Annotated in this window: 19 protein-coding genes and 1 riboswitch; of the genes, 7 read left to right on the top strand and 12 right to left on the bottom strand. The window is 39.7% G+C overall.

Translation table 11 applies throughout. From position 1 onward, the window contains the following. Positions 1-98: 98 nt before the first annotated feature. Positions 99-1,730, top strand: a complete 1,632-nt coding sequence (locus U8D43_RS10775; protein ID WP_335871184.1) for an SWIM zinc finger family protein — start codon at positions 99-101, stop codon at positions 1,728-1,730. Beyond that, on the top strand, positions 1,723-4,536 hold the full coding sequence (locus U8D43_RS10780) for a DEAD/DEAH box helicase (RefSeq protein ID WP_335871185.1): 2,814 nt from the start codon (positions 1,723-1,725) through the stop codon (positions 4,534-4,536). Before U8D43_RS10775 ends, U8D43_RS10780 begins: the two co-directional genes overlap by 8 nt. Before the next feature lie 382 nt (positions 4,537-4,918). Here the strand turns inward: U8D43_RS10780 and U8D43_RS10785 are convergent, their stop codons facing one another. Together U8D43_RS10785 and U8D43_RS10790 are read right to left on the bottom strand one after the other, a co-directional pair. Further along, positions 4,919-5,107 carry a hypothetical protein gene (locus U8D43_RS10785; protein ID WP_335871186.1) on the bottom strand — a complete coding sequence of 63 codons (189 nt, stop codon included), beginning with the start codon at positions 5,105-5,107 and terminating at the stop codon, positions 4,919-4,921. 14 nt (positions 5,108-5,121) lie between these two features. Then, positions 5,122-5,496 (bottom strand): single-stranded DNA-binding protein, encoded by a 375-nt coding sequence (locus U8D43_RS10790; RefSeq protein WP_335871187.1) that lies wholly within the window; start codon positions 5,494-5,496, stop codon positions 5,122-5,124. Between the two features lie 393 nt (positions 5,497-5,889). Between U8D43_RS10790 and U8D43_RS10795 the strand changes: the two genes are divergently transcribed. Then, positions 5,890-6,327: a YwpF family protein gene (locus tag U8D43_RS10795; protein WP_335871188.1), complete on the top strand. Its 438-nt coding sequence runs from the start codon at positions 5,890-5,892 to the stop codon at positions 6,325-6,327. A gap of 101 nt (positions 6,328-6,428) precedes the next feature. Next, the gene (locus tag U8D43_RS10800; protein WP_335871189.1) at positions 6,429-6,749 is read left to right on the top strand and encodes a helix-turn-helix domain-containing protein; all 321 of its coding nucleotides are present in this window, start codon (positions 6,429-6,431) and stop codon (positions 6,747-6,749) included. An 11-nt stretch (positions 6,750-6,760) separates the two neighbouring features. Here the strand turns inward: U8D43_RS10800 and U8D43_RS10805 are convergent, their stop codons facing one another. After that, a complete protein-coding gene (locus U8D43_RS10805; protein WP_335871190.1) occupies positions 6,761-6,916 on the bottom strand; it encodes an anti-repressor SinI family protein in 156 nt (51 codons plus the stop codon). Between the two features lie 29 nt (positions 6,917-6,945). Then, positions 6,946-7,038: riboswitch (cyclic di-GMP riboswitch) on the bottom strand. Positions 7,039-7,959: 921 nt separating this feature from the next. Here U8D43_RS10805 and U8D43_RS10810 point away from each other — a divergent pair. Next, on the top strand, positions 7,960-8,289 hold the full coding sequence (locus U8D43_RS10810; protein ID WP_335871191.1) for a helix-turn-helix domain-containing protein: 330 nt from the start codon (positions 7,960-7,962) through the stop codon (positions 8,287-8,289). A gap of 1 nt (position 8,290) precedes the next feature. Beyond that, entirely contained in the window at positions 8,291-8,908 is a 618-nt protein-coding gene (gene srtD / locus U8D43_RS10815) for a class D sortase, LPxTATN-specific (RefSeq protein ID WP_335871192.1), read from the top strand. Between the two features lie 6 nt (positions 8,909-8,914). On the opposite strand, the gene U8D43_RS10820 is transcribed toward srtD, so the two are convergent. From U8D43_RS10820 to spoIIQ, 8 genes are all read right to left on the bottom strand, one after another. Next, positions 8,915-9,199: a hypothetical protein gene (locus U8D43_RS10820; protein WP_335871193.1), complete on the bottom strand. Its 285-nt coding sequence runs from the start codon at positions 9,197-9,199 to the stop codon at positions 8,915-8,917. Between the two features lie 240 nt (positions 9,200-9,439). Continuing rightward, complete coding sequence (fabZ, locus tag U8D43_RS10825; RefSeq protein ID WP_335871194.1) at positions 9,440-9,874, bottom strand: 3-hydroxyacyl-ACP dehydratase FabZ; 435 nt, start codon at positions 9,872-9,874, stop codon at positions 9,440-9,442. 509 nt (positions 9,875-10,383) lie between these two features. Beyond that, positions 10,384-10,650, bottom strand: coding sequence for a DNA-directed RNA polymerase subunit beta (locus U8D43_RS10830; protein WP_335871195.1), 267 nt, complete (start codon positions 10,648-10,650; stop codon positions 10,384-10,386). Positions 10,651-10,665: 15 nt separating this feature from the next. Then, the gene (locus tag U8D43_RS10835) at positions 10,666-11,493 is read right to left on the bottom strand and encodes a flagellar hook-basal body protein (protein ID WP_335871196.1); all 828 of its coding nucleotides are present in this window, start codon (positions 11,491-11,493) and stop codon (positions 10,666-10,668) included. Between the two features lie 14 nt (positions 11,494-11,507). Continuing rightward, positions 11,508-12,308, bottom strand: a complete 801-nt coding sequence (locus U8D43_RS10840; protein WP_335871197.1) for a flagellar hook-basal body protein — start codon at positions 12,306-12,308, stop codon at positions 11,508-11,510. A 445-nt stretch (positions 12,309-12,753) separates the two neighbouring features. Then, on the bottom strand, positions 12,754-13,755 hold the full coding sequence (locus U8D43_RS10845) for a rod shape-determining protein (protein ID WP_335871198.1): 1,002 nt from the start codon (positions 13,753-13,755) through the stop codon (positions 12,754-12,756). Between the two features lie 741 nt (positions 13,756-14,496). Then, positions 14,497-14,766: a sporulation transcriptional regulator SpoIIID gene (gene spoIIID, locus U8D43_RS10850; RefSeq protein WP_335871199.1), complete on the bottom strand. Its 270-nt coding sequence runs from the start codon at positions 14,764-14,766 to the stop codon at positions 14,497-14,499. A gap of 915 nt (positions 14,767-15,681) precedes the next feature. Continuing rightward, the gene (spoIIQ, locus tag U8D43_RS10855) at positions 15,682-16,524 is read right to left on the bottom strand and encodes a stage II sporulation protein SpoIIQ (RefSeq protein WP_335871200.1); all 843 of its coding nucleotides are present in this window, start codon (positions 16,522-16,524) and stop codon (positions 15,682-15,684) included. Positions 16,525-17,259: 735 nt separating this feature from the next. Between spoIIQ and U8D43_RS10860 the strand changes: the two genes are divergently transcribed. Beyond that, positions 17,260-17,652 (top strand): VanZ family protein, encoded by a 393-nt coding sequence (locus U8D43_RS10860; protein WP_335871201.1) that lies wholly within the window; start codon positions 17,260-17,262, stop codon positions 17,650-17,652. Positions 17,653-17,792: 140 nt separating this feature from the next. Here U8D43_RS10860 and spoIID read toward each other — a convergent pair whose 3' ends face one another. Then, positions 17,793-18,812, bottom strand: a complete 1,020-nt coding sequence (gene spoIID / locus U8D43_RS10865) for a stage II sporulation protein D (RefSeq protein WP_335871202.1) — start codon at positions 18,810-18,812, stop codon at positions 17,793-17,795. Positions 18,813-19,229: the final 417 nt, after the last annotated feature.

A 19,229-nucleotide genomic window follows, 5' to 3' on the forward strand; every position in this document is an offset into this window, starting at 1 on the left:
CTTTCTGTTTGGATTTCTGACAACTACAATCCGGCATTTTCGGTTATAATGAAAGAATATGGATTTTTAGAAGGATAACTCGAAAAGGAGGCGTTCGTTTGTCTTCTAAACTTGAAGAATTAACTGAGAAAATAATGGCTTCTGGTGAAGATATTAAAAAAGAGCTTACCCCGAAGGAATCAGCTCATTTGAAAATGGTTCAAAAAGGTTTATTATTACACCGGCAAAAGCTCGTGTACAATGTGAAGACGCTCGATAGTACGATTTCTGCGCAGGTTCAAGATGTGACACCTGTGTCGGTTAAATTAGATTTAGATTTTCCGTTATTGAGTCGGTGCTCTTGTCCAGAAACAGGCTGGTGTCGACACCGTATGGCGGTTTTTTTCACGATTTTTCAGCGCGTGAATTCGGTTTCTGAGTGGGTTAAATCCTGGAAAGGCGAGGATTCGGTCGTTCCGGAAGTGAAGAAAGCCGCCGAGTTGACGAATCTCCACCCTGCGTTGAAAACGGCGAGTTCGCTGTTGCAGCGAGACGTCTTACGGGGGCAAACGCCACAAAACTGGTATGACTATTTCCAATCACTACTAGCCGAAGTCGATAAAGAAAGCTGGCTGCAAAATTCATTTATGCTGGATATGAACGTCCAAAGCTTGCACCGAAAATTTATGAAAGACGCGCCGATGGAACGAGAGTGGAAGCCGTTGTATCAGTTATTTGTGTCGGTGTTTCTCTATGAAACATTATATGAATGGCTTGCTAAGAAAGAGGGGGCCATTTTTTCAAAACGGGGTACGTCTGTTTTTTCATTTATTTTAGATGAATTGTATGACAGCGTTTATCAAATGTCCGTTACGGCTATGCCATTTGCGTTTGATCCGTTTATGAAATTTTTAAAAGAACGTTCCTTGAAGTGGACGTCTTTGCAAGATGCTTCGATTGAAGGAATGGATTTGTACCGGACACTGTGGTTCTTTTTGTTCACCAAAAAGCAGTGGCGCGAGGAAGAGAAAAAGCGATTATCGGCCTTTACGCAGCGGTCTGAAATGGAAACGGTCGCCCTGCTCCATCAGCTCCTCTTGTTGGATGAAACCGATACGTTCCTGACGTTAGCCAAGGAACACTCAGCGAATGTATTTCGCTATAGTGAGCACTGGTTGTATTATTTTTTTCAGCACCAAGCTCCTGAAAAGGCCGTGAGCGTGATTTCAAGCTGTTTGCCTCATGTTAGCGCCTATTTAGAGCAAATTCCAAATGATTACGAGCGCTCCGATTTTAGCCGCTGGTATATCGGGTTGATTGATGCTTCATATATGGCGAGGCAGGAACCGCGTTTGTATAAACAGCTGCTTCTGACGCTACTTCCGTATAGTTATTATCCGCTCAGTCGCTTTCTTTTTGATGCTGAGGATTATCGCGAGTGGGTCGAGCTGCAGCAGTGGCTTGGCTATGAAATTGGCGAAATGGAGTATCTTGGCCTGAAGGAAATTGTGAAGCAGCAGCCTGAGCTTGGACTACCACTCTATCATGAAGCGGTGGAAAGCCTGCTTGCAAACCGAAACCGCGATAGCTACAAGCAAGCGGTACGAGTGATGAAAAAAATTCGCACTCTGTATAAAAAACAGAAAAAAATAGAGCAATGGGAACGCTATTTAGACTATATTTTAGACGAAACAAAACGCCTTCGTGCTTTTCACGAAGAATGTAGAAAGGGTAAATTGATTCATGCTTAAAACGAATAGCTATCATTTAAATATCAGCCCCTCACAGGACGGAACGTTTTTTCTAACGGTGAAAGATCCTACAGGAATGATTATTTCGCCAAAAGATTGGCGCAAGCAATTCTTCGTTTGGCATGAAGAAAGCTTCTTTGGAACGATGTTTAAGCCCTCCAAAGTTGGCGGCGAAGAAGGGCTGGTCATTCCGAGCTATCATCTGCTGACTCTGTTTGGCAATGAAGGCTTCAGTCGCCTCATTCAATGGGACTGGGGCGAGCTTGCCAATCTGCTCCTGATGGTCTCGACACCAATGCTCGACTCGATTTCTCAAGGAAGCTTTCTTCCCACTTTTTCGAATCAAAAAATTCAGTGGCGCGTCCCAGAAGACGTCTGGGATGAATTTGGCGAAGATTTTTGGCAGCAGTCTGCCACCGAAAACATGTCTGCGCGTGAACTGGTGACCCAGTGGTTTCAAGAAAGCGTTGCACAATATATTCAATATTCTCCGCAGTTCAAGCGCTTGGCTCATTCGCTTTCCTTATTGGAAAATAGTGAATTGACGTCAACTGATATCGCGGCCTATTTTGATGAAAAGCGCTGGAGTGAATGGATTGGCTTAAGCGAGCCCGAACACCCCTTTTCAATCGGACTGCGTTTGTCGGAGCCTGACGATGAAACTCAACCTTGGCAATTAACAGCAATTTTAAAGGATCCATCATCAGAAACCCTTTACGAGTCGAACAGCAAGGAACCATTGCCACGTGGATGGAAAAAACATTTGCCGGCCGTAAAAGAAGAGCAACAACGCTGGATCGCAGTTTTTCCTGAACTCAACGCTCATGGTAAACTGAAAACAGACTTATCAGAACATGAAGCCTGGGAATTTTTAACGGTTACGAGTGAAAAACTCCTCGCTCTTGGCGTTGACATTTTCCTCCCTTCCTGGTGGCTAGCCATGAAAGAAGCCAATATGACCGTCAAGGCGAAAGTGAAAAACAGTGAAAGCTCGTATCGTCCGTCCTTTGTAGGCATGAATGCCGTGCTCGATTTTGACTGGCGAGTCTCGATGAACGGGACGGACCTATCGGAAAAAGACTTCAACTCACTCGTCAGCGAGCAGCGCCGCCTAGTGCAGATTAACGGACAATGGATGAGCCTTGATCCTGCGATGATTCGCCGCATCCAAGAGTTAATGGAAAAAGCGAAAAAAGATGGCTTACGCATTCAAGATTTACTGGAGCAAGAACTGGGAACCCGCGAGAAAACAGCCGATGAGGAAGAAGAATACGATCCTCGCCTATTTGCCAACATCCAAATTGAATTAAATCGTTCGTTGAAAAAAATGGTAAGTCAGCTGCAAAACTTAGCGGAAATTCCGATGATAGAAACGCCTGATACCTTACTCGGCACACTGCGTCCGTACCAACAACAAGGCACAAGCTGGCTCTTATTTTTACGAAGCTTCGGCTTTGGTGCTGTGCTCGCAGATGATATGGGACTCGGAAAAACAATTCAGCTCATCTCGTATTTGCTAGCCGTCAAGGAACAAGAGGCGCTAGAAGCACCCGCGCTCATTATCGCTCCGACATCCGTGTTAGGAAACTGGCAAAAAGAGTTGGAAAAATTCTCCCCTTCGCTAAACGTGTTGCTTCATTATGGAAGCAACCGCGCCAAAGGAGAAGCGTTCACTGCGAGTTTAGATGGTGTTGATGTTGTTGTCACCTCCTATGGATTGAGTCATTTAGATGAGGAAGAAATCGCCGAGGTGAAATGGAGCACCATCGCTCTCGATGAAGCGCAAAACATTAAAAACTCATCAACCAAACAATCGCGGGCGATCCGCAAGCTCCAAAGCGGTCATCATATTGCCTTAACCGGTACACCAATGGAAAATCGTCTTTCTGAGCTGTGGTCGATTTTTGATTTTGCCAATAAAGGCTTCCTTGGTACCTTTGCTCAATTTCAAAAACACTATATTTTACCGATTGAAAAAGAAGATTCTCGTGAGAAAATTAGTGAGCTTCAAGGAAAAATCAAACCGTTTCTGCTGCGCCGGACGAAGAAAGACCCCGACGTCGAGCTGAATTTACCGGATAAACTGGAACAAAAGGAATACTGTCCGCTCACACCCGAGCAGGCCTCTCTTTATGAGCAGCTTATTCAGGACACTTTCGATCAAATAAATAAGCTCAAAGGCATTGAGCGTAAAGGCCTCATTCTGCAAATGATTAATCGACTGAAGCAGCTTTGCAACCATCCAGCCCTATACTTAAAGGAACCACAACCAAAACATACGCTGTCTCGCTCTTATAAGTTAGCAAAGCTCGTCGATGTGCTGGAAAACGTGCTGGAATCTGGTGAAGCCTGTCTGATTTTCACGCAATACATTTCCATGGGTGAAATGATACAAACGCTACTGAAAGAACAATTCGACATCGATGTGCCGTTCCTCAACGGCTCGATGCCAAAACAAAAACGAGATCAACTCGTCGAAGATTTCCAAAGCGGAAAGTATCCCGTCTTCCTGCTCTCCCTAAAAGCGGGCGGAACCGGTCTCAACTTAACCGCTGCCAATCACGTCATTCACTATGATCGCTGGTGGAATCCGGCAGTCGAAAACCAAGCAACCGACCGAGCCTACCGAATCGGCCAAAACCGCTTCGTTCACGTGCACAAGCTCATCACATCCGGTACTCTCGAAGAAAAAATCGACATGATGCTCGAGAAAAAACAAGCACTCAACGACGACATCATCCAAAGCGATTCCTGGATTACCGAGCTATCTGATCATGATTTAAAAGACTTACTTACATTGAAATAAGCATTAGTTTGGAAGGCTTCCCGTTTACGGGGAGCCTTTAATAATGGCTCTTTTCGTATCCTTTGTTGCTATTGGCACAAAGAAAAAACAGGCAGTAAGGTTTTTTCGACTGATTTCTTACCTTTTATCTAGAAATGGAGAATTTTTCATGAGGAAAAGAGCACGAAGTCATACAAATCATGGAATATATTCCTATTCGAAAAGCCACAATCTTTGCGAAAACAGCCTCAATAATCAATCGAATTCTTAGCATCTAATAAAATGTTTTCTCAATAAATATCCACAAAAAAAGAGCCGGTTGGGGAGCCGGCTCAACGGGGAGTTTGACGAGGGTTAAAACGAGGTAGATGTTTTTCTCTCTATTACGAGGGCATAGAGGAAGTTAAGAGGACAGTTGATTTTCTTTTACGACTGGAGTCAATGGTAGAGTTGAGTATGCTGTGAGTGTATTTTTCTCGAGGATGGACACTTTTTCTTGGAGTTGGACTATTTCCGAGCGTGCTTGACCTAGTTTGAGAATTAGCTCACCAACAAGTAGTTCTATTTTTTTCAATTCGTTTTGATTGCTCACTGATGCGGTCCTCCTTATGGTAAAATAGCTTCTGCTGGTGTAAAATGGGTATTTTCTGCCGTTTGTTGCGTTTTTTGGCCTAAAAATTTAACACTTTCGCCGAATACTTCGGTCATGTAAATTCGTTTGCCTTCGGTGTTTTCGTAGTATCTCGTTTGAATTTTTCCGATAATACCGACCACCGATCCTTTCACACAATAGACGGCGGTGTTTTCTGCCGTTTTGTTCCAGAGCGTACATAGAACAAAATCCGTTTCAAATTCACCTGCAGCGTTCCGGTAGTGGCGATTCACAGCTAATGTCACATTTAATACCGATTTACCGTCACGGGTTTGCTTTAGGACTGGATCTTTTGTCAGTCGACCGACCAGTGTTACTTGATTAATCATTCTCTCCCTCCCTTCTAACCACATTGTATCGAGAAGGTGGGTGCACGTAAAATGGATGATTCCTTCCTTCCTTTTTAAAATTACATCATTAACTACCGAATTCAGCTAGGGGAATTCAATAGTTTTCATTCATTTTCTAGTAAAATTTCAGCAAACCAACAAATTTAAAATTTTTTCAGATGTGTGTTCCAGATTTTACTATGATATAATTTTTATTAGAAGGCTCTATTCTTCTTAATTGTTGCTTTAAGAAGAAATTCTGTATGAAAATCGTTCATTTTTTAAAATCCACCCTTCAGATCATACGAAAAGAGGACCCGTAGTATAGTGATGTCAAGGAAACTGAGCAAATGCGAAAGCAGCCGATTAGAATGATGTCCAAGGAGGAATTCGATGAAAACGTTTAAAATTATTACCTTTCAAATTATAGATCAAGAGGAAATTGTGACGATTGATATCGAAGATGGGCTAATTATTAATAAAGAAGATCTGAAAGGCACGTGGCTCGTTGAAGCCTTTGCCTCTCGTCAATATTACGATTACTTTCGAGAAATTCAACAAACCACCGATGATACAGAAATTCGTGTCGTCATTACTCACCCTCAGAACGACTATGCTTCCTTCTTTATACATATTCGCGGAATTAAGCAGCTTGATGGGAAGATTAGTGTGTTGATGGAAGGTCATCTTAAAAAAATACCAAAAGACTACTCCGAATTACTTCTAAATGAACTGATTGAGCAAGGTCTTGAAGGTGCTCCCTTAATTGAAACCTTTCGAAAAAAAATCAAACTAAAACCAAAACTAACGTCTAATTCAAGTGGACAATAGTAATAATCCTATAAATGTTTTCACGAGAACTTGTTCTCTATAGCTAACATATGTTACTTTATTAATAAATGTAGTTTACTACTTATCACGAGGTGTCGATTATGATTGGAGAACGTGTAAAACAATTGCGACTGGAGAGAAAAATGTCGATGACTGAGCTAGCCGATCGAGCTGGCGTCGCAAAATCTTATTTAAGTGCGCTTGAGCGTAATTTACAGCAGAATCCTTCTGTTCAATTTTTAGAAAAAATTTCGTCTGCACTTCATGTCTCCATTGAGTCAATATTATTTGATTCAAAACAAACCAATGCACTCGATCCAGATTGGGTAGATATTGCTCAAGAAGCTATTTCTTCTGGTATCACAAAAGAGCAATTCAAAGAATTTATCGAATTTAATAAATGGCGAAATGAACAAAAATAAAGTCTTGCAGATTATGCAAGACTTTTTGTAATATTTCGACTCATTTCATTTGATGTGGGTATTTTCTTTGTTTTCAAAAATTCTCTTATCTCATTTTTTGAAATTCCACTTTCTAGAGCTTCTTTCACTAGTTGGATCCACTCCAGATCCAGTTCAATTTTCCCCATTATTCTTCCCCCTAAAATACTGATGTATTTCAGGCAACCCAGCCATCATAGCTTATTTTGTTATAAGCAGTAGATCTGTGGCTTTGCGTCCTCATCTTTAAATGAGTTTGCCTTTAAACTGATGTAGTTATTTGCTATATTCCTCATTATACAGACGTGTCCTCCCATTTTTTGTAACAATTTGTCTATCGAATCTTTATTTTCAGAATTTTTTATCACCAATATTTGCTATATAGTGACATTTTCCCTCCTTCCATAGGTGAAATTCTTCATAATTCCATAGTCTGTAGCTAATTTTGTCGAGTATTACAAACTTTTTTTCATCTGCTTTCGGTACGCTTCTAATTTTTTTGTAGCTGGGATGTAACTTGATTGCTTTTCTAAGGAGCTATTCGCGTTAAAGAAAGGACTATTCGTGAGGTTTTGACCGCAAGTAGGGCAGTGCCAGTCACCAAACTCTGTCGCACTGAAGGAAGGACGATAACAACGTGAACACATTTTTTTATACATTACATGCACCCCATCATTTTAATATTTTCTTATACTGCCAATTTTTCCTTGTTGATTCTGGGCTAGGTGTACCTTTATTTCTAACTGGCTCACTAAATTCTCCATTTCACTCTTGATTACCATCAAAAACAGACGAAATGATAGCCGAAACAAAGTACTATCATCGATGATAAACTGATACGAAAAGCAACAAAGTTTATGAATTGAGCCTTACAAAAGAATTGTTAACAAGAGCTAGATAAGAAAATATTAGGCTAAGGCTGTTCGAGGGAGGATGAGCTTATCCTATATATTTGTTTCTTGTACTGGATAGATAATTCGAGCTATGCATTTAGTAACAGGAAAAATGTCACTCGTTTGTTCTTTTTAATGAATTATAATTCTATTATAAAGTACAAACAGAGAGAATAAAAGGCATTTTTTCTATATAACGAACATTTTTTTCTTTTCTTTCAAAAACAAACTAAAATCCCCTTTTAATCGCCTCTTTTGTTCTATATAATGAACGTATAATGATATAAAGGAGTTATTTTATGATTGGAGAAAAAATCAGAGAAATAAGAGAAGAGCGAGGAATCTCCATCAATGAGCTATCATTAAATGCAAACGTTTCTAAATCCTATATTAGTTCGATTGAGAGAGGACTTCAAAAAAACCCTTCGCTAAAGATCCTTAAACAAATAGCTGATGCGCTAAGGATACCAATCGATGAATTCATAAAAACAGAAGAAGTTCATGAGGGAAATTATTTAGACAAAGTGTGGTTATCTTTGCTTTCTGATGCTGTTAGGAGTGGATTAACAAAGAGAGAATTTATGCAGTTTACTAGATTAATGCGCTATAAAAGAGAGGAGAAAGCTTAACATGTTGCGATGGAGTGGTCTTGTTCTCTGTTTTCTTGGAGCATGTTTCTTTCTTTATGCCCTGTTTTCTATTTTATCGCAACATCAACAAACGAATGCCGCACTTGAAGAAGCTAAACATTCCTTATCGAAGGCTGAGTTCTCGTCTAAAACGAAACAGCTTGCGGATGAAGAGAACCCCATTCCTAGATACCAGTTTACTCAAGGGGCTATCGTGGGCCTTCTAAAACTTCCTGTTTTAAACAAAGAACTTCCAATCGTTGAGGGAACCGATGAAATCGATTTAGAAAAAGGTGTTGGACATTTATCCTCAACTAAATTGCCCGGACAACAAGATAATATTTTTTTAGCGGGACATCGTGATACGGTTTTTAAAGGTTTAGGCAAATTATCGATAGGAGATACATTATTGGTAGAAATGACGAGCGGAACATTCGAGTATGTGATTATAGAGACGTTCATTGTTAAGGAAGATGACCTCAGTGTCACGTTGCCAACTAGTCCAAATGAAATGCTCACTTTATCTACCTGCTACCCTTTTGCAGCTCTGTCTTCCACGAAAGAGCGCTATATTATTCGAGCAGAAAAAAAAACTAAGGCGAGGAATTCCCCGCCTTAGTTGCTGCTATTCGTCTTTACGATCTTCGTCTTCCATATCTTTCGGGTCTTCCAGAATTTCTTCTTCTGGCGTATTTTTGTCTTGAGCTGGATCTAAGTCCATTCCGTCTTCAACATTCGTATCTTCGTTCAATTCTTGATCCCCAAAATCATCAACTTCTTCATTGAGATCAAGATCTTCTTCGATTAACGTATCATCTTCAGGTGGCGGTTCTTGATCAGTTCCACACCCTATCATTAGCATTGCAGCTAGTGCAGAAGCACCTAAGATGGACCATAACTTTTTATTCATATTGTATTATCTCCTTTCGATCTGCTTATTATCTCGACCAGTGTAGTGGTCTTTTGTTAGCTTTCCCAAAACGCTTCAAGAATTGCATAAAAAAAATGTAAAAAGCATAGCTTTTTACATTTGGACGTATTGGTATGGGGTGTTGGTCGACTAAGCAGTTCATACAACAGCGTATATGCAGACTTCAGGAAATCTTTTCGTATTGTCTGAAACGTGGGATATCCTTATATTAAGAACAGATTATGCTTGTTTTTCTCCAAGCGCAAACATGATTTCTGTTTCACAAACAAGCTCTCCATCTACCGTTGCAATACCTTTTCCTTTGCCGATACTACCTCGAACACGAACCATTTCGACTTCTAGACGTAGTTGATCGCCTGGTTTAACTTGACGTTTAAATCGGCAGTTATCAATACCTGTGAAAAACGCGAGTCTTCCTTTGTTTTCCTCTTTTTTCAGCATCGCTACTGCGCCAACTTGAGCCAATGCTTCAACAATCAGCACACCTGGCATCACAGGATACTCAGGAAAATGTCCATTGAAAAACTCTTCATTCGCGGTTACATTTTTTAAACCGATCGCTTTTACGCCTTCTTCGATTTCTGTAATTCGATCCACTAGTAAAAAAGGATAACGATGAGGAATAATTTCTTTTATTTGTTGAATATCTAACATGGGGAACCTCCTATATTTTGGTGCGTTTTTTGCAAATGGATGCCTATTAATCAGCTATGTATCGTTCTTCATGCGTGTCAGAAGTAATCAAGAAAAATGACATCTTACTTTTAGTTTACCGTAATTTTCGTAGAAAACAAAAAAAGATGCAATAAGCGACATTATTCAGGACTCTTGTCGTTTACATTGTTGCTATAGGATTTAGTTGATGGTGGAAGTATCTAATTCGAAAGTTTTTTTTTCAAAAGGCTCATTTCGTAAACTTTGTTGCTCCTAGCACAAAGAAAAAACAGGCAGTAAGGTTTTTTCGACTGATTTCTTACTTTTTATCTATAAGTGGAGAAATTTTCATTAGAAAAAGAGAACGAACTTATACAAATCAAGGGGTATGTCCTTATTCGAAAAGCCATAATCTTTGCGAAAACAACTTTCTAAAAAATTGGCAAATGAAAAAAAGCTTTCTTAGGTAGGAATATTAAAATTCTACCTTCAGGTTCCTTGTGCTTTTCTTAAATATCCTCTTGCTTATCACTAGTTACGATTTCTCCGATATGTGTCCAAGTGGATTTATGGAAAACGTCGGTTGGTTTTCCATCACCCAAATAACCATACCCGACCATTAGCCCACCCGCAAGACTAGCGGTGACTAAAAGTGTAACAATAATTACCCGTAGCCAAATTGGAATTAAGCGAATACGGACGGATTTTTTGGGCTTCTTATTCTCTTTCAGCTCTTCTCGTGTTGTCGCTTTTTGTTTGATATTTTTCTCTGTCATCGTTCTTGTCTCCTTTTAACGAATACCATTCACGAGTCCCATCATTTGGTCAGCAATGGATATTGATTTTGTTTGAAATTGGAATGAACGCTGAACGGTAATCAAATCAGTCATTTCCTTCGATAAATCGACATTAGACTTCTCAAGGAATCCCTGTTGTAACCCGATGCTCTCTCGTTGTGCACCGATTAAATCAGTTAGAACTTTGTCTTGATTCACTTCAAGTGTAGTTGGCAAACCATATAAATTATTTCCTTTTTGCTCTAAATATTGTGGCTGTTGTACCGCGACTACCCCAAGTTCAATTATTTCTTCACCTCTTGGGGTTTCTACCGTCAGTCTTCCTCCGTCCTCTAAAACGAATGAGGTACTGTCACTAGGAAGAGAAATAATCTCATCATTTTGATTTAACACTGGATTTCCGTTTGCGTCAACTAAAAGCATTTCTCCACCTGAGGGTGATAAGTAGAGTGCTCCGTTTCGAGTATAAGCTATTTCCTCTTCCCCATTTACTTGCGATAGTATTTTCAAAAATTGATTTTTCTGAGAAAATGAAAAGTCTAATTCTCGTCCGGTGTTTTGCAACGCTCCTTGAGTGAGAACTAGTTGCACTGCTCCTAATTTTGCCCCTGTGCCTTGCCGAACACCAACAGGGGTGTGTCTACCCGCTTCTTGGGAGAGGTTCGCCTGCGTTGCAAACTGCTGTGAGAGTAACTCTGTAAAAGACGCATCTCTTCGTTTGAAGCCATTTGTATCCACATTGGCTACATTATTCGAGATGATATCCATCTGTTTTTGGAGCTGATTTAACGTATTCGTTGCCGTAATCATCGTTCGATTCACTACTTATCCCCCCTTTAGTTTACGCGTCCTACTTCATTCACTGCCTTTTCCATGCTTCGATCATAGGCTTGCAATACTTTTTGATTTGCTTCAAAGGCTCGGTAAGCGCTCAGCATATCGGTCATCGTTCGACCCTCGTCTACGTTAGAGCCTTCTAGAAACCCTTGTTGCACTGAGGCATTTTCAGTGGCTTGGGGGAGATTATTTTCTTCGATACTATAAATGCCGCCACCTTCTTTTTTCAAAATAAGTGGGTTTTCAGCGTAGGAAATTCCAAGCTTCGCAACTTCTGTATTGTTTTGCGTAATAGTTCCATTCGCCAAAACAGTAAATTCCTCTGATTGGAGCGTAATTTTCTCACCCTTTTCATCTAAAACAAAGAGTCCTCCGCCAGTCACTAGATTTCCATCATGATCGAGAGAAAAATTCCCGTTCCGCGTGTAGTTGATCCCGCCATCTGGAAGTTGAACTGTAAAGAGTGACATACCTGGGCCTTGGTCAACAAGCGCAAGATCCGTTGATTTATTCGTCTGCCTTATATCTCCTTGCAAATACAAAGGAATAGCCTCTTGCATATAAACGCCCGTATTTAGTCCTGTTTTCAATGAATTAGCTCCTGGAATACGCAAGCCATTTTCAGTCGGAAGCTGGTCAGCACTCATCCGTTGAAGTAGCATTTCAGGAAAAGCCCTCATAGCCGATTGATCTGATTTGTATCCTGGAGTATTGGCATTGGCTAAATTATTAGAAAGCATTTCTGTTTTGCGTTGATGAGCAAGCATCCCAGACGCTACTGTATAAAAACCACGAAACATGATGATCACCACTACTTTCATTGATATCCGATTTCTTCTCTTTCTTTATTATAAAAGAAAAGCATGAATAAAAGTATTAGATATTCGACTTTTTCCCACAAAATTAATAGTAATATTTGTAAAATGGAGAATATGTGCTAAGGAAATTGTTTGGAGCTAGATCGAAAAAACACTTTTTCGATTTATGCACAACTTTCCGCTTTGTGCACGACTTCACCAGCCAAGTCCACGATATTATAGAAAAAGAGGGAAAATATTTTATCGTAATGCAATTATGTTTGCAAAAACAGCTTAAAAAAAGACGAGAATTCTCGTCTTTTTTCTTGTTCAGCCGTGGGAAGTAATTCACATGGCTAGAGGTTATTTTTACTTGCGTCGCTTCTTAATAGTATGTCCTATTTTTTGCATTTTGTGAGTATTGGGGTAATTCGTCGCTGTGAAAATCTTATAATAGTTGTTTACTTGGCATACGTCCCATGTTTTCAAGCATTATGCCTGTTCCAATGGCTACACAGTTCATTGGATTTTCAGCGACTAACACAGGTACTTTTAGTTCTTCCGCTAATAAGTGATCAATTCCGTGCAAAAGAGCACCTCCGCCGGTAAGGATAATGCCGCGATCGATAATATCAGCAGACAATTCAGGTGGTGTATGTTCGAGTACGTTTTTCGCTGCTTGCACGATGACAGAAACGGACTCTCTAAGTGCGCTCTCAATCTCAGCTGAATGTACTGTAATTGTACGTGGCAACCCTGATACTAGATCGCGCCCACGGATGGACATTTCTTCGTTACGAGTTTCTGGGGATACTGTACCGACTTGAATTTTGATATCCTCTGCGGTTCTCACACCAATTAACAGCTTATATTGTTTCTTAATATAATTTAAGATATCAGAATCAAATTTATCTCCCGCCATTTTGACTGACTGAGAGGTTACGATTTGGTTCATTGAGAGAACTGCCACGTCGGTCGTTCCTCCACCTATATCAATGACCATATGACCGCTCGGTTGGATAATATCCATTCCGGCCCCAATTGCCGCTACCTTTGGTTCTTCTTGAAGATAGACTTTCTTTCCACCGCTCTTTTGGGCTGCTTGGATGATCGCTTTTTCTTCTACTTTCGTAATCCCAGTCGGGCAGCAAATAAGGATGCGCGGTTTAGAGATCATACCTTTAACGTTTACTTTATTGATAAAATAACGCAGCATTGCTTCCGTAATATCAAAATCGGCAATCACACCATCTTTCATCGGTCGCATCGCTTTAATATTACCTGGTGTTCTTCCCACCATCCGGCGAGCCTCTTCGCCCACTGCTAATACTTTTTTCGTGTTTACATCAATGGCCACAACAGACGGCTCATTTAATACAATTCCTTGCCCTTTTACGTGAATTAGAACATTTGCTGTTCCTAAGTCAATTCCGATATCTTTCGCAAACATCGTTAATTCTACTCCTTCCGCTCGTTAAACTACGGTTTATCTATTCGTTATGAATGGTCAGGTTTCACTGATCAAGACTCTTTTCGTATACATTATTGCTATTTTAGATTAAATTTTTCTTTTGTTGTTACTAATCATCAAATTGGACGAAAAGATGCTCGGAACAAAGCTATCTAACAGTTTATAGACTGGCTCGAAATGCAACACTCTTTGCGAAAACAGCACTGATCAAACAAACTTGTTTAGTGTATATCATCTTCACATTTTATCATATTCCTGTCGAAAAATATGGTAGTTTGTCAAAAAATATATCATGTTTTTTCCATTAAGACTTAGTAAGAAAGATATTGACCATAGAAGATTTTCGGATTGAAAACGCGGAAGGCGCCTGCTGATCGACAACTTGCATCCGACGAGGATTGGCAGACGAAGGGTTCTCTAAATCCTTTTAGTTACAGTTCAATTGATCCCTACAAAGAAGACGAGTCTTTGAAATAGGCTGTTTTCGCAAAGATTGTGGCTTTTCGAATAGGAATATATCCCCTGATTTGTATGACTTTGTGCTCTTTTCCTCATGAAAACTTCTCCATTTCTAGATAAAAAGTAAGAAATCAGTCGAAAAGACCTTACTGCCTGTTTTTTCTTTGTGCCAATAGCAACAAAATATGTGAAAACAGCCTTGAAAAATGAATCTTTAGAGAACATCAAAAAAGGAAGGTTTCTCTCCCCTTCCCCCATTCCCTATTTTGCTGAACTTTCAATTTCTTCTTTTTTGTATTTTTGCTTTGTTGCTTCTCCACCTCGTAAATGTCTAATAGATTTATGATAGTCAAGTATTTCCTTCACTTCATTTGCTAAATCTGGGTTGATTTCTGGTAGACGTTCTGTTAAGTCTTTATGAACGGTACTTTTGGAAACGCCAAATTCTTTGGCAATGACGCGTACCGTTTTTTTCGTCTCCACGATATAATTTCCAATCTTGACTGTCCTCTCTTTGATGTAATCGTGCACACTACTCGCCTCCCTAAATTGGATGAGGAGTGTGAAATGAGACTCGTCTCTCTATACGGATACTGTAAAGTACCGCAGAAGAAGCCTATTACCTCAGGTACAAGAAAATGGAAAGCAAGTGAAGTTCTCACCTACAGAACGCTTCTTTTTGATTTGCGGTAGAAAGCTCGAAATATGAGCTCTTTGATTACTGCATATAAACTGGAATATCGCCAATGAACCCTTGGAGCAAAACGATTCCTCACCTCAACCACTCTCTTTTTTTGTCAGGTTTGTAACAGTCTATTAGCTTGGTTAAGGATATATGCACAAAAACTCAATAAGGACAAGGGATAGCGTATTTTTTTCAGAAAAATCCAACTATTATATAGAGTGATAAGGAAAATAATGGTACAGTTACATATGAAGAACTCTTTTTCTTTAAGGCAAGGATTAAACTGAAACCCATAATCAAAAAGAATACAAGTGCCATGCTCATCTCATCATTTCCTTTCTATCATTATTTTTTTCTAGACGTCCTTAAGGTAATTCTTATCATTATTATCTAGAATTTATACAAGGTCAACTCGTTGGATACTGTCTCTTTTTCATGGAATTTGTAAGGAAACCTATTTTGAAATAATAACTTTTCTCTTTTTCTCTTATTTTATTGGGAAAATTCACTGTGATCATTTTACGCGTATGATTTCATTGTTGTCGGATTTCCTCGGAAACTTTTCTTCTGAACTTATTCTCTTCTATGTAAAAATTGTTCCAATTACAATTTTAGCGGATTTCCGTTTACTGTCTTACTTTTGAACTAAAGAAAAAGTTAACACGATTCTTTCTGCAATTGCTGCTAACAGACAGCGTAATACTGCTCCGATTAAAGCAAAAAGCAGCTTACATCAATCGTAAGCTGCTTTTGTCAAAAGATTAGTTGTCATCTTCATCAGAATCAGCACCATCAGCATCATCTGCTGAGTCGCCATCATCTGAATCTTGTTGATCATTAAATTCTTCATGTTCTGGATAGTTGTAATGTTGACCTTCGTTATTTTCACCCTCGTCGCCTGGTTGTTCTTTAATGGCCGAAAGTGGTTTATCAAAGAATTCTATTGGATTCAGCGCTACGCTATCTTTACGGATTTCAAAGTGAACATGAACGCCAGCTTCTTCATTAAATTTACTTTGTCCAGCTTTGCCGAGTGTGTCCCCTTGGTTTACGCTATCTCCTACAGATACGACCGGAGCCTTAACGGATTGGTATCGTGTTGCTACACCGTCACTATGCTCCATAATAATGTAATGCCCTAGTAAAGGATCTTCTTCAACTGCAGTGACTGTTCCGCTCATTGCAGCTAATACGTCAAATTCTTCACCTTTCATCGAAATGTCGATTCCTGTGTTTTCATAAAACGTATTTTCAAAGAATACTAAAGCGGCTTCTTGCTCTTCTGCTGATGCCTCTGGATCATAGAACTGCTTTTCAATGACGACCTTATTGGGGTCTTTGACCGGCATTTGGAACATTTCTTGTAGAGCGTTGACTGGAACTGCAGGGTCATCATACTTCTTCTGTCCAACCGCACCATTTTCTACATAACCAAAGTCTTGTGGCTCTCCTGTAAGCTCATCCCCAGCCGACTGATACCATAGAATAGCTGTAATTATGATAGCAGCACTCGCAAGATAAATTGCCGGATACGCCCAGCGCTTTTTAAAGAACGCTTGAAATCTAGATTGTTGAGAAGATCGATTCTTTTCTTCCTCTCTCATTTTCATCACCTCAGCAATCAGTCTGAACAGATTTTGAAAAATATATACCTTTTTATGAAATTTTTTTACTTCTTAGCATTTAACATGCGGACCATTCTTATACATTTTTCTTTTTAAAGGTCTTTATGTAGAGCTGTTTTTACAAAGTTTGTCGCTTTTTTAGGGTATCTCTTCTTCAATTTTTAGTGGGAATCAACAGCAAAATAGAGGATTGCCTCTAAAGTTAGAGGCAATAGCATTAATGTATACGAAAAGATTTCACGATCCTATTCTTAAACAAGAATAAATCCGACTTCGAAAGCAATATTCTTTGAGAAAATTGGCCTTTTAAGGGTAGGAACGCATGAATTTCAAATGGTGATGACGTCTTGACTTGGTCCCTCTGCTCTTGACACAAAAAAAGGCTGTAAGGATGACTCGAGGTATGTCTTACTTTTTATTTCGAATGATATCATTCATTCGTTAGGAATCAATCAGGAGTAATAAAACACGATAACATCTTTTCTTATGGCTGCTTTCGCAAAGAATGTTGCTTTTCGTATCAGTTTATTATCTAAGATATAGCTTTGTTTCGGGCATCATTTCGTCTGTTTTTGATAGAATTCAACAGTGAATTGGAGGATACAGTCAAAAATCAGTTGAAATAGCCACAATGTATACGAAAACAACCTTTCTTATCAGGAGAAAAATCGATGTGATATAATGAAACAAACATTTTTAATGGAGGTACATACGGTGAAAGGGTTTGTCAAATGGCTTGTTACAGTCTTGCCCCTCATATATATGGTGGCTATCTGGGTGATGTCTAGTCTTCCTGATACAGCCGTCATGGCCCTACCAGACCGGGGATTGGATCGCTTCATAAAAGAATCGCTTCACTTAGTGGAGTTCGCCCTATTATATGTTCTCTTTGTAGGAGCGTTGTGGGTACAGGGGAAGTTTACGGCTCGTACCAATATTATTTTTGCCCTTTTGGCTGGATTTTATGGCTTGACTGATGAAATTCATCAATCCTTCATTCCAGCTCGATCTGCAACGGTGATAGACTTTGTGAAGGATATAACGGGGGTTGCCGTTTGTTTCTGGATTATCACCAGATCCTCATTTTATAAAAGGTCTGTCAAATAAAGATTATTTCTGCCTATGAAGGAGTCGGAACGAGCAAATGATCCATCAGGTAACCTGGTGGATCAATCGAAGTTATTTTTCTATGTTTTAAAATTTTCCTTCCATAACAAAAGGGCTGGCCTCTAAGCCAACCCTTTTGTTTAGTTTTGTGAGACATAGGCGGTCAATAGATTATCGGCTGAAACGATCTGCACATCGTGGTAATAGTGAAGAACGATGTCTTCATACGACTTGCCTTCCTTCGCCATCCCATTTGCTCCGTATTGGCTCATGCCAACTCCGTGCCCATACCCTTTGGTGTTAATCACGATGTGGTCGCTTTTTCTTACCCAAGTAAAATCAGATGAGTTTAATCCTAATTTGTCGCGGACTTCTCTTCCGGTAAACTCATTGTCCCCTATTTTGACGATACCGACTCGATCCCCAGGAGTTCGCGACGTAATTACCCCGACCGAACCGTCTCCAGGAAGCTTAATGCCAAGCTTTTGTTGAAAATCAGCGAGGGTGATAATTTTCTGTGATTCGAATTTCGGAGATTGTGTATCCCAAGGACTTTCTACACTGCGTAAATAAGGGATTTCTTCTGCCCAGTAGGCTTCTGAATTTTCCGTCTGACCATTACTGGTTGAAAAAAACGTAGCCGTTATTGGCACTTCATTATAAGTAATAATTTGTCCTTTCGTGTCTGCAACGGCTTGGGTTATTTTATCGATTTTCCACTGAAAGTCTTTTCCCCATTGCAGCTTAAGTTCAGCTTGATTCTTATACACTTGATGGTTAACCGTATCCGTTACATCAGCGCCTTCTGGTAGTCCTGTTTTATCCGAATTGGTGAGTTGCTGGACTATATACGTTCTTGCCGCAAGAGCCTGTGCCTTAAGTGCTTCGCTTTCGAAGTCCGCAGGCATTTCACCTGAAACAACTCCGATGACATATTGTTCAATTGGCAGTGATTCCACGACGTCTTTTTGCGTACGATAGACAGAAATCTCCATGGAGTCATTCAATGAGCTTAGGGAGTTTATCTTTGAAGAGATTTTTTCATCAAGCTCCCCCTTTTCATCAGATGAGGAAAACGGTAAAACGAGAAGAGCCGGTACTATAAGCGTTACAAGTAAAATGAGAGTAACTATTACTAGAACTGGTTTTAGATTATTCATGCTTGATGCCTCCATATTCAGATTTCAATCACTACAGTACATTTCTATGATGGAGGACAAGCTAATATGATAAAATCCGCCTCTTTTCAAAGGGTTTAACTTAGAGATATTTAACAAGGCTGTTTTCGCAAAGATTGTGGCTTTTCGAATATGAAGGAATTCCTTGACTTGTATGATTTCGTGCTCTTTTCCTAATGAAAAATTCTTCATTTCTAGATAAAAAAAAGAAATCAATCGAAAAAACCCTACTGCCTGTTTTTTCTTTGTGTCAAGAGCAACAATCAATACGAAACCCCATGTCCTGTCAGACACCGCAATGAATGAAAATGGGGTCTAGCGGTTTAATGATGCATTAAACTGTTCATCCTGTTAATGCAGGTCTGAGGTCGCCTCTTTTTTGGTGGATAAAACCCCGTT

The sequence above is a fragment of the Bacillus sp. 2205SS5-2 genome (genome assembly GCF_037024155.1).
GTDB lineage: Bacteria > Bacillota > Bacilli > Bacillales > Bacillaceae_K > Bacillus_CI.

Coding starts and splice junctions, on each gene's coding strand:
- U8D43_RS10780 (WP_335871185.1), top strand. CDS start 1,723: ATGCTTAAAACGAATAGCTATCATTTAAATATCAGCCCCTCACAGGAC.
- U8D43_RS10790 (WP_335871187.1), bottom strand. CDS start 5,496: ATGATTAATCAAGTAACACTGGTCGGTCGACTGACAAAAGATCCAGTC.
- U8D43_RS10795 (WP_335871188.1), top strand. CDS start 5,890: ATGAAAACGTTTAAAATTATTACCTTTCAAATTATAGATCAAGAGGAA.
- U8D43_RS10800 (WP_335871189.1), top strand. CDS start 6,429: ATGATTGGAGAACGTGTAAAACAATTGCGACTGGAGAGAAAAATGTCG.
- U8D43_RS10805 (WP_335871190.1), bottom strand. CDS start 6,916: ATGGGGAAAATTGAACTGGATCTGGAGTGGATCCAACTAGTGAAAGAA.
- U8D43_RS10810 (WP_335871191.1), top strand. CDS start 7,960: ATGATTGGAGAAAAAATCAGAGAAATAAGAGAAGAGCGAGGAATCTCC.
- srtD (WP_335871192.1), top strand. CDS start 8,291: ATGTTGCGATGGAGTGGTCTTGTTCTCTGTTTTCTTGGAGCATGTTTC.
- U8D43_RS10820 (WP_335871193.1), bottom strand. CDS start 9,199: ATGAATAAAAAGTTATGGTCCATCTTAGGTGCTTCTGCACTAGCTGCA.
- fabZ (WP_335871194.1), bottom strand. CDS start 9,874: ATGTTAGATATTCAACAAATAAAAGAAATTATTCCTCATCGTTATCCT.
- U8D43_RS10830 (WP_335871195.1), bottom strand. CDS start 10,650: ATGACAGAGAAAAATATCAAACAAAAAGCGACAACACGAGAAGAGCTG.
- U8D43_RS10840 (WP_335871197.1), bottom strand. CDS start 12,308: ATGTTTCGTGGTTTTTATACAGTAGCGTCTGGGATGCTTGCTCATCAA.
- U8D43_RS10845 (WP_335871198.1), bottom strand. CDS start 13,755: ATGTTTGCGAAAGATATCGGAATTGACTTAGGAACAGCAAATGTTCTA.
- spoIIQ (WP_335871200.1), bottom strand. CDS start 16,524: ATGAGAGAGGAAGAAAAGAATCGATCTTCTCAACAATCTAGATTTCAA.
- spoIID (WP_335871202.1), bottom strand. CDS start 18,812: ATGAATAATCTAAAACCAGTTCTAGTAATAGTTACTCTCATTTTACTT.